The 15549-nt window shown below is 65.7% G+C and carries 15 protein-coding genes, 1 tRNA gene and 2 rRNA genes (1 of these 18 only partly in view); 12 read left to right on the top strand and 6 right to left on the bottom strand.

The window, feature by feature from the left end; all coding sequences use genetic code 11:
• Position 1 precedes the first annotated feature (1 nt).
• Positions 2 to 1099: a 4-hydroxyphenylpyruvate dioxygenase gene (hppD, locus tag NUW51_RS11160; RefSeq protein ID WP_265587592.1), complete on the bottom strand. Its 1098-nt coding sequence runs from the start codon at positions 1097 to 1099 to the stop codon at positions 2 to 4.
• A 124-nt stretch (positions 1100 to 1223) separates the two neighbouring features.
• Here hppD and NUW51_RS11155 point away from each other — a divergent pair, with 124 nt between their 5' ends.
• The 12 genes from NUW51_RS11155 (at position 1224) to NUW51_RS11100 (ending at position 12681) form a co-directional block, all read left to right on the top strand.
• Positions 1224 to 2399 carry an acetyl-CoA C-acetyltransferase gene (locus NUW51_RS11155; RefSeq protein ID WP_265587591.1) on the top strand — a complete coding sequence of 392 codons (1176 nt, stop codon included), beginning with the start codon at positions 1224 to 1226 and terminating at the stop codon, positions 2397 to 2399.
• Positions 2400 to 2434: 35 nt separating this feature from the next.
• Complete coding sequence (locus tag NUW51_RS11150; RefSeq protein WP_265587590.1) at positions 2435 to 3286, top strand: aldo/keto reductase; 852 nt, start codon at positions 2435 to 2437, stop codon at positions 3284 to 3286.
• Between the two features lie 75 nt (positions 3287 to 3361).
• Positions 3362 to 5002, top strand: coding sequence for a cytochrome-c oxidase, cbb3-type subunit I (gene ccoN, locus NUW51_RS11145; RefSeq protein ID WP_265587589.1), 1641 nt, complete (start codon positions 3362 to 3364; stop codon positions 5000 to 5002).
• A 10-nt stretch (positions 5003 to 5012) separates the two neighbouring features.
• Positions 5013 to 5747: a cytochrome-c oxidase, cbb3-type subunit II gene (ccoO, locus tag NUW51_RS11140; protein ID WP_265587588.1), complete on the top strand. Its 735-nt coding sequence runs from the start codon at positions 5013 to 5015 to the stop codon at positions 5745 to 5747.
• Positions 5747 to 5920, top strand: a complete 174-nt coding sequence (locus tag NUW51_RS11135; protein ID WP_322597091.1) for a cbb3-type cytochrome oxidase subunit 3 — start codon at positions 5747 to 5749, stop codon at positions 5918 to 5920. The genes ccoO and NUW51_RS11135 overlap by 1 nt, the downstream gene beginning before the upstream one ends.
• Positions 5913 to 6878, top strand: a complete 966-nt coding sequence (gene ccoP, locus NUW51_RS11130; protein ID WP_265587587.1) for a cytochrome-c oxidase, cbb3-type subunit III — start codon at positions 5913 to 5915, stop codon at positions 6876 to 6878. The genes NUW51_RS11135 and ccoP overlap by 8 nt, the downstream gene beginning before the upstream one ends.
• Entirely contained in the window at positions 6859 to 8346 is a 1488-nt protein-coding gene (gene ccoG / locus NUW51_RS11125) for a cytochrome c oxidase accessory protein CcoG (RefSeq protein WP_265587586.1), read from the top strand. The genes ccoP and ccoG overlap by 20 nt, the downstream gene beginning before the upstream one ends.
• Positions 8347 to 8348: 2 nt before the next feature.
• Positions 8349 to 8795: a FixH family protein gene (locus NUW51_RS11120; RefSeq protein WP_265587585.1), complete on the top strand. Its 447-nt coding sequence runs from the start codon at positions 8349 to 8351 to the stop codon at positions 8793 to 8795.
• The gene (locus NUW51_RS11115; protein ID WP_265587584.1) at positions 8795 to 10930 is read left to right on the top strand and encodes a heavy metal translocating P-type ATPase; all 2136 of its coding nucleotides are present in this window, start codon (positions 8795 to 8797) and stop codon (positions 10928 to 10930) included. The genes NUW51_RS11120 and NUW51_RS11115 overlap by 1 nt, the downstream gene beginning before the upstream one ends.
• The gene (gene ccoS / locus NUW51_RS11110) at positions 10927 to 11115 is read left to right on the top strand and encodes a cbb3-type cytochrome oxidase assembly protein CcoS (protein WP_265587583.1); all 189 of its coding nucleotides are present in this window, start codon (positions 10927 to 10929) and stop codon (positions 11113 to 11115) included. Before NUW51_RS11115 ends, ccoS begins: the two co-directional genes overlap by 4 nt.
• An 8-nt stretch (positions 11116 to 11123) precedes the next feature.
• Positions 11124 to 12443 carry an oxygen-independent coproporphyrinogen III oxidase gene (gene hemN, locus NUW51_RS11105; RefSeq protein ID WP_265587582.1) on the top strand — a complete coding sequence of 440 codons (1320 nt, stop codon included), beginning with the start codon at positions 11124 to 11126 and terminating at the stop codon, positions 12441 to 12443.
• Complete coding sequence (locus NUW51_RS11100) at positions 12433 to 12681, top strand: hypothetical protein (protein ID WP_265587581.1); 249 nt, start codon at positions 12433 to 12435, stop codon at positions 12679 to 12681. Before hemN ends, NUW51_RS11100 begins: the two co-directional genes overlap by 11 nt.
• 47 nt (positions 12682 to 12728) lie before the next feature.
• Here NUW51_RS11100 and NUW51_RS11095 read toward each other — a convergent pair whose 3' ends face one another.
• The 5 genes from NUW51_RS11095 to NUW51_RS11075 form a co-directional block, all read right to left on the bottom strand.
• Positions 12729 to 13373, bottom strand: coding sequence for a YceI family protein (locus tag NUW51_RS11095; RefSeq protein WP_265587580.1), 645 nt, complete (start codon positions 13371 to 13373; stop codon positions 12729 to 12731).
• A 58-nt stretch (positions 13374 to 13431) separates the two neighbouring features.
• On the bottom strand, positions 13432 to 13902 hold the full coding sequence (locus NUW51_RS11090; protein WP_265587579.1) for an MAPEG family protein: 471 nt from the start codon (positions 13900 to 13902) through the stop codon (positions 13432 to 13434).
• Between the two features lie 177 nt (positions 13903 to 14079).
• Positions 14080 to 14156: transfer RNA gene (locus NUW51_RS11085), tRNA-Met, on the bottom strand.
• Positions 14157 to 14299: 143 nt separating this feature from the next.
• Positions 14300 to 14414, bottom strand: a 5S ribosomal RNA gene (gene rrf / locus NUW51_RS11080).
• Positions 14415 to 14517: 103 nt separating this feature from the next.
• A 23S ribosomal RNA gene (locus NUW51_RS11075) occupies positions 14518 to 15549 on the bottom strand; it runs 1762 nt beyond the window's last position.

Raw genomic sequence — 15549 nt, 5'->3', positions numbered from 1 at the left:
CCTAGGCGGTTTCTTCGGTCTTGAGCACACCGCGGCGGATCTGGTCGCGCTCCATGCTCTCGAACAATGCCTTGAAATTGCCCTCGCCGAAGCCGTCGTCGCCCTTGCGCTGGATGAATTCGAAGAACACCGGACCGATCTTGGCCTCGGCAAAGATCTGGAGGAGGAGGCGCGGGCGGCCGTCTTCGATCGTGCCGTCCATGAGGATGCCGCGCGCGCGAAGGTCGCCGACCGGCTCGCCATGGCCGGGCAGGCGCTCGTCGAGCATCTCGTAATAGGTTTCGGGCGGCGCGGTCATGAAGGGCACGCCAAGGTCTTTCAGCTTGTCCCACGCCTTGTAGAGATCGCCGCAGATGAGCGCGATATGCTGGATGCCCTCGCCGTTGAAGTCGCGCAGATATTCCTCGATCTGGCCCTTGCCGCCCTCGCCTTCCTCGTTGAGCGGGATGCGGATCTTGCCGTCGGGCGCGGTCAGCGCCTTGGAGGTCAGGCCGGTATATTCGCCCTTGATGTCGAAATAGCGGATTTCCTGGAAGTTGAAGAGCTTCTCATAATAGTCCGCCCAATAGGCCATGCGCCCGTTGTAGACATTGTGGGTGAGGTGATCGATGACCTTGAAACCGGCCCCCTCGGGGTGGCGGTCGACACCCTCGATATAATCGAAGTCGATGTCGTAGATGCTGAGGCCTTCGCCATTGTCGTCGGGATAGCGGTCGACGAGATAGAGATAGCTGCCCCCGATGCCCTTGATCGCGGGGATGGCCAGTTCCATCGGCCCCGTCTCGCTCGGCATCGGCTGCGCGCCCGCTTCCATCAGATGGTCCCAGGCGGTCGCGATGTCGCGCACTCGAAACGCCATGCCGCAGGCGCCGGGGCCATGTTCGGCGGCGAAATAGGCGGCATGGGTGTCGGGCTCGTAATTGGTGATGAGGTTGATCCCGCCCTGGCGCCAAAGCTGGACGTCCTTGGAGCGGTGGTTGGCAATATGGGTGAAGCCCATCGCCTCGAACACCGGCTCGAGCAGGCCTTTTTCGGGCGCGGCGAATTCCACGAATTCGAAGCCGTCGAGGCCGGCGGGGTTGTCGAACAGATCAGCCATTTTTCTCGTCCCTCTCCATGGGAATATCATCTTGCCGGGGCGCCTAGCATAGCGGGCGCGGCATCGACAATCGCAGCGCGCTTGTCCATCAGATGATCAACGAACGACAAGGGAGAAGGATCGAATGGGCCAGGCCTATATCGTCGCGGCGCGCCGCACCGCGGGCGCGAAACGCAAGGGCGCGCTGCGCGACTGGCATCCTGCCGACCTGGGCGCGGCGATCCTCGATGCATTGGTGGCCGACAGCGGGGTCGATCCCGCTGCGGTGGACGATGTCATCATGGGCTGCGTGTCCCAGGCGGGCGAACAGGCCTTTCACGTGGCACGCAACTGCGTCCTCGCCTCCTCGCTGCCCGAGAGCGTGCCCGCCGTGACCGTCGACCGCCAATGCGGCTCTTCGCAGCAGGCGCTCCATTTCGCTGCGCAGGCGGTGATGAGCGGCACGCAGGACATGGTGATCGCGGGCGGGGTCGAGAGCATGACGCGCGTTCCCATGGGCACGCCGATCATGGCGGTGGCGCAGGCAGGCCTGTCCGCCGACCCCTTCCCGGCATCGATCAAGGAGCGCTTCGGCGTCCCCACCTTCTCGCAATTCACCGGCGCGCAGATGATCGCTGAGCGCTACGGTATGAGCCGCGAGCAGCTCGACGCCTTCGCGCTCGAAAGCCACAAGCGCGCCGCCGCAGCCACCGAGGCGGGGGCGTTCCAGGACGAGATCCTCGTCCTCGACGGGCTCGACAAGGAGGGCAACCGCATCGCTCACGCCCATGACGAAGGCATTCGCGCCAACGCCTCGATGGAGGGGTTCGCCAGCCTCAATCCGATCAGCGCGGGCGGTGTCATCACGGCGGGCAATGCCAGCCAGATTTGCGACGGCGCCTCGGGCGTGCTGGTGGTGTCGGAGGCCGCTTTGAAGGCGAACGGCCTCACCCCGCTCGCGCGCATCGACGCGCTGGCGGTCACGGCGGGCGACCCCGTCGTCATGCTGATGGAGCCGGCGCCCGCCACCGCCAAGGTGTTGAAACGCGCCGGGCGCAGCCATGCCGACATCGACCATTATGAAGTCAACGAGGCCTTCGCCCCCGTGCCGCTGTCGTGGCTCGAGGAGACGGGTGCCGACATGGCCAGGCTCAACCCGCGCGGCGGCGCGATCGCGCTCGGCCATCCGCTCGGCGCGTCGGGCACCAAGCTGATGACGACGATGATCTATGCGCTGCGCCAGAACGGCCAGCGCTTCGGGCTCCAGACCATGTGCGAGGGCGGCGGCATCGCCAACGCCACCATCGTCGAGGCGCTTTAGGGGAAACCCGCACCGGTTCGCGGCGTTGAGACCCAATGTTCGACCTCGACCCCTTCCGCCCCGCCGCCGCCGATATTGAAATCCCAGCCGTCGGTATCGGGACCTGGCACATGGGTGAGGACGGATCGCAGCGCGCTCGCGAAGTCGAGGCGCTGCGTCATGCGATGAAACTGGGCTTCACCCATTTCGACACGGCGGAGATGTATGCCGATGGCGGTGCGGAGGAGGTGCTCGGCGAGGCCATAGCCGATAGCGACCGCGACACCCTCTTTCTCGTCTCCAAATTCTACCCGTGGAATGCCGACCCCGATGCGATGCTGGCGAGCTGTGCCGCCTCGCTCGACCGGCTGGGGATCGAGCAACTCGACCTCTACCTCCTGCACTGGCCCGGCGACGTGCCGTTCGAGGAGACGCTCGAGGGCGCGCGGCGGCTGATGGACGAGGGCAGGATCCGTGCCTTCGGGGTGAGCAATTTCGACGAGGACGCGCTCGCCGACCTTGCCGACCGCCAGCTCCTCGACCTGGTCGCGGCAAACCAGGTGATGCACAATATCCCGCATCGCGCCGCCGAAGCCGGTCTCTTCCCCTTCATGGCGGAGCGGGAGATTGCCGCCATCGCTTATTCGCCGCTCGAGGTCGGCCCGATGCGCCAGATCGACGGGCTCGAGGACGTTGCCGAGGAGGCCGGACTGACCCTCGCCCAGCTCGCCATCGCCTGGCACGTCAGCCTCGGCCTCGCCGCGCCCATTCCCAAGTCCGCGAACAAGGCGCATCTCGACGATCTTGCCGCCGCCGTGCGCGCCGCGCCGTTGCCTCCCGCCATGATGCAGGCGATCACCGCCACCGCGCCCCTCCCCGACCCCGGCACCCCGCTGCCCATCCGCTGAGCCAAGCGGCTTTGACCGCGGTCAATTCGCTGTCGGCGCGCCTGACCTAATGCCTTTCCATTCCGGGAGGCATTTATGGATACCGCTTTTCAACGCAGCTTCGCCTGGCTCTGGGCCGGCGTCCTTCTCGTCATCGCTGCGGCGGCGGCGAAGGATTCGATCTTTTCGTTTCACATGCTGGTCCTCGCGACCGCCGCGTTCATCGCCACTTTCGTGGCGGCGGGGCAGGTCGGCATTCTCCAGCCGACCGCGCGCGATCTTGCATCTCGCTATGACGATCAGGTCGTCCGTTGGGGCGTGATCGCGACGAGTTTCTGGGGCATCGCGGGGCTGCTCGCGGGCGTCTTCATCGCCGCCCAGCTCGCCTTCCCCTGGCTCAATATCGAGCCCTATCTCAACTTCGGGCGGCTGCGCCCCTTGCACACCAGCGCGGTGATCTTCGCCTTTGGCGGCAATGCCCTGCTCGCGACCAGCTTCTACGTCGTCCAGCGCACCTGCCGCGCGCGGCTCGCCTTCCCCGGCCTCGCCCGCTTCGTCTTCTGGGGCTACCAGCTGTTCATCGTGATGGCGGCGACAGGCTACCTCCTCGGCGCCACCAGCTCGAAAGAATATGCCGAGCCCGAATGGTATGTCGACCTGTGGCTGACCGTGGTCTGGGTCGCCTACGCCGTGGTCTTCGTCTGGACCATCGTGAAGCGCTCCGAGCCGCATATCTATGTCGCCAACTGGTTCTACCTCGCCTTCATCCTGACGATCGCGATGCTGCACATCGTCAACAATCTCGCGGTTCCGGTGAGCCTGTTGGGGTCGAAGAGCTATGCCGCGTTCGCCGGCGTGCAGGATGCGCTGACGCAATGGTGGTATGGCCATAACGCCGTCGGCTTCTTCCTGACCGCGGGCTTCCTCGCGATGATGTATTACTTCGTGCCCAAGCAGGCCGAGCGCCCGGTCTACAGCTACCGGCTGTCGATCGTGCACTTCTGGAGCCTAATCTTCCTCTACATCTGGGCCGGCCCGCATCACCTCCATTACACCGCGCTGCCCGACTGGGCGCAGACGCTCGGCATGGTCTTCTCGGTGATGCTGTGGATGCCCAGCTGGGGCGGCATGATCAACGGTCTGATGACCCTCAACGGGGCATGGGACAAGATCCGCACCGACCCCATTATCCGCATGATGGTCGCCGCGCTCGCCTTCTACGGCATGAGCACCTTCGAAGGGCCGATGCTGTCGATCAAGGCGGTGAACAGCCTGTCGCACTATACCGAATGGACCATCGGCCACGTCCACTCGGGCGCGCTCGGCTGGAACGGGCTGATCACCTTCGCCTGCCTCTATTATCTCGTGCCGCGCCTGTGGGGCCGCAGCCGGATGTATTCGCTGCGCATGATCAACTGGCACTTCTGGCTCGCCATCCTCGGCATCGCCATCTACGCCGCCTCGATGTGGGTGGCGGGGATCACCCAGGGCCTGATGTGGCGCGAATATGGGGCCGACGGCTATCTCGTCTACGCCTTCGCCGACGTCGTCGCCGCGATGAACCCCTATTACATCATGCGCATGGGCGGCGGGCTCATCTACTTCGCCGGCGCGCTCATCATGGTCTTCAACATCTGGATGACCGTGAAGGGCCGCCTGCGCGACGAAGCGCCGATGACCGATGCCGCCTACGACCCCGTCGCGGACCGCCCCATCCCCGCCAGCGTACGCGCCTGAGGAAAGACCCATGCGAAAAATCGTTCAGCAGCATAAGAAGCTCGAGAAGAATATCACGCTCCTCGCCGGCTTCTCCCTCGTCGCCGTCCTGATCGGTGGTATCGTGGAAATCGCCCCGCTCTTCTATCTCGACTCCACGGTCGAGGATGTCGACGGGGTCCGCCCGCTCGCGCCGCTCGAGCTGGCAGGGCGCAACATCTACATCCGCGAAGGCTGCAATACCTGCCACAGCCAGATGATCCGCCCGTTCCGCGACGAGGTCGAACGCTACGGCCATTACAGCCTCGCCGCCGAGAGCAAGTACGACCATCCCTTCCTGTGGGGCTCCAAGCGGACGGGGCCCGACCTCGCCCGCGTCGGTGGACGCTACTCGGACGAATGGCACGTCCAGCATCTCGCCGACCCGCAGTCGGTCGTGCCGGAATCGATCATGCCGCAATATGGCTTTCTCAGGGACAAGCTGCTCGATCCCAAGTCGATCGAGGGCCATCTCGAGGCCAATGCGGCGGTCGGTGTTCCCTATGGCGAGGAACATATCGCCAGCGCGGTGGCCGACCTTCGCGCGCAGGCGACGGGGCGCGGCGATGTCGCCGGGCTGACGACACGCTACCCCGACGCCGAGGCGCGCGACTATGACCTCCAGCCGAGCGTCATCACCGAGATGGACGCGCTGGTCGCCTATCTCCAGCAGCTCGGCACCCATGTCGACTTCAGCCAGGTCGAAGCGCAGGAGGTGGAGCGCTGATGTACCAGTTCCTCCGCACCTTCGCCGACAGCTGGGGGCTCCTCTTCATGACGCTCCTCTTCCTCGGCCTGATCGGCTGGGGCTGGCGCCCGGGCGGCAAGGCTGCCGCGCATGACGCCAAGCATAGCATCTTCGACCATGACGACGAACAGGAAGGCCGCACCCATGGCTGACGAGAAGAAGCGCATCGACGAGCCGACCGGCACCGAGACCGTCGGCCATGAATGGGACGGCATCGAAGAGCTCGATACGCCGATGCCGCGCTGGTGGCTGTGGACGCTCTATGCGACCATCATCTGGGCCATCGGCTACACCGTCGTCTATCCCGCCTGGCCCGGCATCACCGGCTTTTCGCAAGGCACCGCCGACTGGTCGAGCCGTGGCGAGCTGGCCGAGGAAATGGCCGCCGAGACCGCGCGCAAGGCGCCGATGACCGCCGCGCTGGCGCAAATCCCCTTGGAGCGCCTTCCGGAAGACAGCCGCCTCCTCCAATTTGCGGTCGAGGGCGGGCGCTCGGCCTTCAAGGTCAATTGCGTTCAGTGCCACGGTTCGGGTGCGGCGGGCTCGAAGGGCTATCCCAACCTCAACGACGATGACTGGTTGTGGGGCGGCGACCTCCAGTCGATCCACGAGACGCTCGAGGTCGGCATCCGCGAGCCCGGCAATGACGACACGCGCTACAGCGAGATGCCCGCCTTCGGGAAGATGGGCATCCTCAACCGCACCCAGATCGCCGATGTGGTGAGCCATGTCCGCTTCATTTCCGGCGCGGAAAGCTCGAGCGAGAGCAGCCTGCGCGGGCGCCAGCTCTACGCCGACAATTGCGCCGCCTGCCACGGCGCGACCGGCAGCGGCGACCGCTCGATGGGCGCGCCCGACCTGACCGACGCCATCTGGCTCTACGGCGGCGACCGCGCGAGCCTCACCGAAACCGTGACCAACAGCCGCTACGGCATCATGCCGAGCTGGTCGGGGCGCCTCGACCCCGTCACGGTCAAGATGCTCGCCGCTTATGTCCATTCGCTGGGCGGGGGCGAGGCCTTCGTGCCGCAAGTCTCCGATGCAGAAGTCCAATCCACCGGCAGCGATGCCCCCGACCCGGTGATCCAGAATGAACAACCAGCCGGCTAATCTCACCGACCGCGAGACCAACCGCTTCTTCGAGGCGCGCAAAAAGGTCTTCCCGCGCCGCATCGACGGGTCGTTCCGGCGGCTGAAATGGGCGATCATGATCGTCACCCTGGCGATCTATTATGTGACCCCGTGGATCCGCTGGGACCGCGGCCCCTATGCGCCCGACCAGGCCGTGCTCGTCGATATCGCCAACCGGCGTTTCTACATGTTCCAGATCGAGATCTGGCCGCATGAATTCTATTATGTCGCGGGGCTCCTCATCATGGCCGCGCTGGGGCTGTTCCTCGTCACTTCGGCTGTGGGGCGCGCCTGGTGCGGCTATGCCTGTCCGCAAACGGTGTGGACCGACCTCTATATGCACATCGAGCGCTTCGTCGATGGCGGGCGGCGCGAGCAATATAAGCTCGACGAAGCGCCCTGGGGACCGCGCAAGGCGGCCAAGCGGCTGACCAAGTGGAGCCTGTGGCTGCTCGTCGCGGTGCTGACGGGCGGGGCCTGGGTCTTCTATTTCGCCGATGCGCCGACGCTCGCGCTCCAGCTCGTCGATGGCAGCGCGCCCACCACCGCCTATTTCTCGATCTTCATCCTGACGATGACGACCTTCATCTTCGGCGGTTTCATGCGCGAGCAAGTGTGCATCTATATGTGCCCCTGGCCGCGCATCCAGACCGCGCTGATGGACGACAAGAGCCTGCTCGTCACCTACAAGCATTGGCGCGGCGAACCGCGGACCCGCGGGGTCAAGCGGGCGAAAGCCGCCGCGCTCGAGGCCGACGATCCCGCCGCGCTCCTGCCGCAGGGCGACTGCATCGACTGCAAGGCCTGTATCGCGGTCTGCCCGACCGGCATCGACATTCGCGAAGGGCCGCAGATCGGTTGCATCACCTGCGCCTTGTGCATCGATGCCTGCGACGAGGTCATGCGGCGGGTCGGGCGGCCCGACAAGCTCATCGGCTACACCACCGTGGAGGACGAGAAGCTGGCGACATCGGGCCAGCCAGCCGAGCCGCCGCTCAAGCGCCTGCTGCGCCCGCGCACCTTCCTCTATTTCGGCATCTGGGCGGCGATCGGACTCGCCATGCTGTTCGCCGTTTCCAACCGCACCCGCATCGAGCTCGACGCGGGGCAGATCCGCAATCCGCTCAGCATGACCCTGTCCGACGGTGACGTGCGCAACGGTTATGTCGTCAAGCTGCGCAATATGCAGCAGCGCCCGCGCATCTTCTCGGTCGGCGTGTCGGGGCTCGAGGATGTCGAGCTGTGGACCGACCGCCAGACTCGCGAAGAGGCGGCGACCCGCTTCACTGTCGAGGTGCCTGCCGATGCGGTCCAGCGCACCACCGTCTATCTCGCCGCACCCGGCGAGGGGCCCGCGCGGCAGGACATCCTCTTCGAAGCCACCGCGCTCGACGAGGAGGGCGGCACCGCCAGCGCTGCAACCAACTTCAACCGCGAGGGGCGATAGCGATGAAAACACCTTTTACCGGACGCAAGATGGCGCTGGTGCTCGTCGCCTTCTTCGGGGTCGTCATGGCGGTCAATTTCACCATGGCGCGCCTCGCGATCGGCAATTTCGGCGGTACGGTCGTCGACAACAGCTATGTCGCGGGCCAGGCGCATGACGAGTGGGCCGAGGCGCAGCAACGCCAGGACGCACTGGGCTGGGACGCAGGCGCGACCTGGCGTAGCGATGGCCGTGTCGAAGTGCGCATCACCGGCCCCGATGCCAGCGGGCTCGAAGGCCGCGCCGAGCATCGGCTGCGCAAGAGCGAGGATGTCGCGCTGACCTTCGTCCCGCTGGGCGACAATCTCTTCCTCAGCGAGCAAGCGGTCGGCGAGGGCCGGTGGAGCGTGCGCGTTACCGCCGAGGGCCCCCGCGGCGGCGCGCGCTTCCTCCTGCCGCTGGGCGCCTGATGGACGCACCGCGCGCCTCGCTCATCCCCACCGCCAGCTCGCTCTGGTCGGTCGAGGGCATGCGCTGCGCGGCCTGCATCGCGCGGATCGAGCGCGAGCTGCCCGCGACCAAGGGGATCACGGGCGCGCGCGTCAACCTGTCGGCGCGCCGCGTCCGGGTCGAGCATGAGGCCGATCTTCCCGAAGACGCCATCGCCGACGCCTTCGCCCGTACCGGCTTCGACGCCCACCCCTATGCCGGCGAGACCATCGAGAGCCCGCGCATCGCCGAGACCCGCGCGCTGGTGAAGGCGCTCGCGGTCGCAGGCTTTGCGATGATGAACATCATGCTCCTCTCGGTCTCGGTCTGGGCCGGAGCCGAGGGGATCACGCGCAGCCTGTTCCATTGGCTCTCCGCGCTCATCGCCGTGCCCGCCGTCGCTTATGCAGGCCGCCCCTTCTTCTCCTCCGCGCTTGCCGCGCTGAAGCGGGGGCGCACCAACATGGACGTGCCCATCTCGATCGGCGTCCTGCTGGCGACCGGCATGAGCCTCTACGAGACTGCAACCCACGCGCCCCACGCCTATTTCGACAGCGCCGTCATGCTGCTCTTCTTCCTCCTGATCGGGCGCGTGCTCGACAGCATTATGCGCGCGCGCGCCGAAAGCGCGGTCGCCACGCTGATGCGCCGGATCCCACGCGAGGCGCTGCTCCTCGAAACCGGCGGCGCGACCCGCATCGTCGCGGTCGAGGCCTTGGCCCCCGGCGACCGCCTTCTCGTCGCCGCGGGCGAGCGCATCCCCGCCGACGGTAGGCTCCAGAAAGGCCATAGCGAGGTCGATCGTTCGCTTGTCACCGGCGAGAGCTTGCCTGTTACGGTAGACCGCGGCGCCGACCTGCTCGCCGGCACCATCAACCTTGCCGCTCCCATCGAGATGCGTGTCACCGCTGCGGGCGAGGCCACCGCCATCGCCGAGATCGCGCGCCTGATGGAGCGCGCCAGCGAGAGCCGCTCGGCCTATGTCCGCATCGCCGACCGCGCCGCGCGCCTCTACACACCGCTGGTGCATAGCCTCGCACTGCTCGCCTTCATCGGCTGGATGCTGGCGGGCGTGGGGGCGCATCAGGCGCTGCTGATCGCGGTATCGGTACTGATCATCACCTGTCCCTGTGCGCTCGGCCTCGCCGTGCCGGTCGCGCAGGTCGTCGCGGCGGGCGCCTTCATGCGCAGCGGCATCCTCGTGCGCGAAGGCAGCGCATTCGAGCGGCTCGCCGGCGTCACGCGGGCGCTGTTCGACAAGACGGGGACGCTGACGCGGGGCGACCTGCGCCCCCTCAGCCTGCCGCTGGGTCCAGAGAATCGCGCCGTTCTTGCCGCCATGGTCGCGGCCAGCACCCACCCCTTGAGCCGCGCCATCCGCTGTCGCCTCGAAGACGTGGTTCCCGCCACGCTCGACAGCATCGACGAGCATGTCGGACAGGGGCTGGAAGCGCGCATCGGGGGGCGCCTCTACCGTTTCGGTCGACCCGATTGGGTCGGCCTTCGCGTCGCCGACAGCGAGACACAGGCGCTGGCCGCCTTCGCCGAACTGCCCCGCGGCGCGTCGACGCTCATTAGGTTCGAGGACCAGCTGCGCCCCGAAGCGCGCGCCAGCCTCGCCAGCCTGTCGCGGCTCGGGGTGGCGAGCGAGATGCTGTCGGGGGACCGAGCCGCGAGCGTCGAACGCGTCGGGGGCGCGCTCGGCATTCCGGCGCGTGGCGGGGTCGACCCGGGGGCAAAGGAGGCGCGCATCGTTGCGCTCCAGTTCGATGGCCACGGCGTGCTGATGGTCGGCGACGGTCTCAACGACGGGCCGGCATTGAAACGCGCCGACGTGTCCATGGCGCCCGCCTCGGCCAGCGACGTCGGCCAGACCGCCGCCGACTTCCTCTTCCTCGGCGAGGGCCTCGACGCAGTGCCGCGCGCGGTGCGCGGGGCGCGCGCCACGATGCGCGTCATTCGCCAGAATTTCGCGCTCGCCATCATCTACAATGTCTGCGCGGTGCCGCTCGCGCTGGCGGGCAAGGTCACCCCGCTCGTCGCCGCCATCGCCATGTCGGGATCGAGTCTCATCGTCGTCGCCAATTCGTTGCGGCTCGCGCGGGCGGCGCGATGACGGCGCTTGGCTATCTCCTGCCCATCGCGTTGCTCGCCGGTCTTGCCGGGCTCGCGGCATTCTTCTGGACCTTGCGCAGCGGGCAATATGACGACCTCGACGGCGCCGCCGCGCGCATCCTCATCGACGAGGAGGAGGATAGTTTTGACGACGATCAAGGCGAGGCCCCGTCGCGCGAGGCATAGCGCGGTCCATGCCCTACTTTCCCGACCTCCTCGCCACGCCCGTCCCGCGCTACACCAGCTATCCGACGGCCGCCGAATTTCACGACGACATGACGCCCGAGCAGCAGCGCGCCGCGCTCGCACGGGTCCGCGAACATGATCCCGTCTCGCTCTACCTCCACATCCCCTTTTGCGAGAAAATCTGTTTCTACTGCGGCTGCAACACCGGCGCGGCCAACAGGAGCGCGCGGCTCGACCGCTATATGGCCGGGCTCCATGCAGAGATCGATCTCGTCGCGGCCGCGCTCGAGGGAAGGGGCCGCGTGGTCCGCGTCGCGCTCGGCGGTGGCAGCCCCAACGCCCTTTCCCCCGAACAGCTCGAGGCGCTCGCGCAGCACCTGGCCGATGCGTTCGGCGGCGATCATGCGAGCTGGTCCATCGAGATCGACCCGCGATCGCTGACCCCCGCTTTTGCCGAAGCGATGGCGCGCATCGGCTTCGAGCGCGCCAGCCTCGGGGTCCAGACGTTCGATCCTGCCATCCAGGCGGCGATCGGGCGCGTGCAGCCCGAGCCGATGATCGCTGTGGCGACATCGTCCCTGCGCGAGGCGGGCGTCACCAGTCTCAATTTCGACCTGATGTACGGGCTGCCGGGGCAGGACGCCGCCATGCTCGCCGACAATATCGGGCGTGCGGTCGCAATGGGTCCCGACCGGCTCGCCGTGTTCGGCTATGCCCATGTCCCCCATATCGTCCCGCGCCAGCGCGCCATCCCTGCCGATCGACTGCCGGGACCGCTGGCCCGGTTCGAACAGGCCGAGGCCGCCCGCGACCAGCTGGTTGAGGCGGGGTATCGTGCCATCGGCTTCGACCATTTCGCACGCCCGAACGATGCGCTCGCCAAGGCCGCCGATCTCGGCCGCGTTCGTCGCAATTTCCAGGGCTATACCGACGATCCATGCGACACGCTGATCGGCATGGGTGCGAGCGCGATCAGCCGCCTGCCCGGCTTGCTGGTCCAGAATGAGAAGAACAGCGGGCGTTACGGGCTGCGCGCCGCCAACGGTCTGCTTTCGGGCAATCGCGGGATCGCACTCGGGCCGCTCGACAGCCTTCGGGCCCGCGTGATCGAACGGTTCCTGTGCACCGGATCGACCCGGCTCGAGCTGCTCCCCGATTGGGCGCGGATTACCTCGGCGCTTTGCCCCTTCGTCGCGCACGGTCTGGCCCGGCTCGACGGCGGGCGGCTGGTCATCGGCAAGGACGGCTGGCCCTATGCACGCGCGATGGCGGCGCTGCTCGACCCGTGGCGACTTCAATCGCAGCGGAAATTTTCCAGTGCTGTGTGATCGATCCTTCGGCGCGAGCCTCGTCAGCGTCGCGCTCGCGCTATCGCCCTATGGCATGGCGCCCGAGCATTGCGGGGCGATGGCGCAGGGCGAGGAGGCGGGTCGCCATGGCCCGCCGATGCCCGACCAGGCGCCCCACCCGGTCAAATCGCCCTCGGCCTGTCACGCCGTGTGCTGCCGCGACGAGGAGAGACCGGCGCGCGCGCATGACGACGAGGATGACGAACCGGTCGCTTGACCACGATGTTGCCTGCCGCCGATGCGTCGGAGGGATGCGCGCGCGCCCTACTGACGTTCGAACGCCGCGCTGATCTCGAGGTCGACCTCGTCGGAAATGGCGGGGACCGCGAAGTTGAGGCCGAATTGCGAGCGCAGGATACGCGCGCGCCCGGTAAAGCCGATCGTCTCCGCCTGGCTCATCGGATTGGCGCCGGCGCCGGTGAATTGCGCGGCAATGGCCACAGGCTGCGTCGTGCCGAGCATTGTCAACTCGCCATGAATGAGCGCGCTCGTCGGCCCGGTGCGGCGGACCTTTGTCGACACGAAGCGCGCTTCGCCCGCGTCGGGGCCGAAGAAGTCGGGGCTTGCCCCATCGCTTCCCGGGCGCAGCATATGCTCGCGCAGGCCCTCGCTCACCACCGACAGGCTGTCGATCGGAATGGAGACGTCGAGCCGCGCGGCTTCCACGTTCGACGGATCGATCTCGAGCGTCCCCGCGACATTGCCGAAGCTGCCCCAATAGGGGTTGAAGCCGAAGTGGCTGACCGACCAGCGCACCAGCGTGTGGGCGGGGTCGGTGGCATAGGTGCCGGCGGCGACTGCTGCCGCCTCGGTCGGGCTCGCCGGTGCACCGGCAGGCTGCGCCCCGAGCTGCGTCGAAGCGATCAGCGCGCTCGCGCCGACGATGGTGAATGTGACAATGGATTTCATGGACCGTCCCCTTTGATCATCAGATGAAACAACAAGGGTTTGGGCGGCCCGCTTGTTCCTACAGCGCGGCGATCGCTGCCTGCAGGACCATCAGCGCCATGGCGACGAGGATGACCGATCCGATCGTCCAGAAGGTCGCGCGCACATCGTGGATCTGCGCGGTCGCATAAGCGAGGAAGTGCGCCATACGGCTGGCGACATAACCCCAGAACAACCATTGCGCGAGGCCGAGCGATGGGCCGGTGAGGACGAACAGCAAGCCCAAGATGAAGAAGAAGGGCAAGTTCTCGAGATGATTGAGCATGATGCGCCGATAGCGCTCGACCGCCTCGATCGGCGCGGTCTGGTTCGCGTTGGGCCGGAGATTGAGTGGGGTGCGCTTCAGGTCCTCGGGGGCACGAAAGCCGCCCTTGTGCCGCATCGTCTGCAACACCACGATCCACGCGGTCAGGATCGCGAGCAGCGAGAGCGCGGCCGCACTTGCCGCGAAGGTCGCGAACACGGGATTGTCGAACGTCAATTGATGCATGGTTTGTCCCCCCAGAAAGAGAGCCTGAATCATGGGGGCAGGGAAGGCAAGTGGCCGGGTCGAACGGGCGTGGGGCGTGGGGAAACGGCGTGTCCGTTCAAGTGTGGCTCAAGATCCGAGCGTGGGCGCTGGCGCGGCCCAAAACGCAAAAACCCGCCTCAAGGGCGGGTCTTGTGGTGGTTGCGGGGGTAGGATTTGAACCTACGACCTTCAGGTTATGAGCCTGACGAGCTACCGGACTGCTCCACCCCGCGGCACACCAGCTGAGCTGTCAAATCGGCACGCTTCATGCGGGCTGATTCGTTGGCCTAGCGTTTAAACACGAAAACCGCCGCCAGGGATCCAGCAGCGGTTTCGTATAACATTGAGAATGGGCACTCCACACGGCGATCGCAAAGCCTGGCGACGACCTACTCTTCCGCAGCTTAAGCTGAAGTACCATCGGCGCTGTCCGGTTTCACGGCCGAGTTCGAGATGGGATCGGGTGGGTCACGGACGCTATGGTCACCAAGCTATGGGATCGTCGTATGGAGTATCTAGAAATCTTGGGGCGTTATCTTGCTGAGCGATACCGCAATCATGTCCAGCCAAAGGGCTGTCGATGATGGTGGGACTCTCAAGCGCGAAAAGAGTAATTAGGACCGGTTAGCTCCACGCATTACTGCGCTTCCACACCCGGCCTATCAACGTGGTGGTCTTCCACGACTCGATGATACCTTATCTCAAGGGAGGCTTCCCGCTTAGATGCTTTCAGCGGTTATCCCGTCCATACATAGCTACCCTGCTGCACCGTTGGCACGATGACAGGTCCACCAGAGGTATGTTCACCCCGGTCCTCTCGTACTAGGGGCAACTCCTTTCAAGTATCGACGCCCACGGCAGATAGGGACCAAACTGTCTCGCGACGTTCTGAACCCAGCTCACGTACCACTTTAATTGGCGAACAGCCAAACCCTTGGGACCTGCTCCAGCCCCAGGATGTGATGAGCCGACATCGAGGTGCCAAACAACCCCGTCGATATGAGCTCTTGGGGGTTATCAGCCTGTTATCCCCGGCGTACCTTTTATCCGTTGAGCGATGGCCCTTCCACGAGGGACCACCGGATCACTATGACCGACTTTCGTCTCTGCTCGACCTGTCAGTCTCGCAGTCAGGCAGGCTTATGCCATTGCACTCTTGCAGACGGTTTCCAACCGTCCTGAGCCTACCATCGCGCGCCTCCGTTACTCTTTAGGAGGCGACCGCCCCAGTCAAACTACCCGCCACAGAGGGTCCCTGAACCGGATAACGGTTCGAGGTTAGACTGTAGAAAACATCAGGGTGGTATTTCACCAATGGCTCCCTTCCGACTGGCGCCGAAAGTTCAAAGCCTCCCACCTATCCTACACAAATGTTTCCCACAGCCACTCTGAAGCTGCAGTAAAGGTGCACGGGGTCTTTCCGTCTAACCGCGGGTACTCCGCATCTTCACGGAGAATTCAATTTCGCTGAGCAGGTGTTGGAGACAGTGGGGAAGTCGTTACGCCATTCGTGCAGGTCGGAACTTACCCGACAAGGAATTTCGCTACCTTAGGACCGTTATAGTTACGGCCGCCGTTTACTTGGGCTTCAATTCGGAGCTTGCACTCCTCCTTTTAACCTTCAAG

Origin of the sequence: Sphingomicrobium arenosum (genome assembly GCF_026157085.1) — a bacterium.
GTDB lineage: Bacteria > Pseudomonadota > Alphaproteobacteria > Sphingomonadales > Sphingomonadaceae > Sphingomicrobium > Sphingomicrobium arenosum.
Note: the sequence above shows the minus strand (reverse complement) of the source record. Positions and strands in the feature narration are given on the sequence as shown.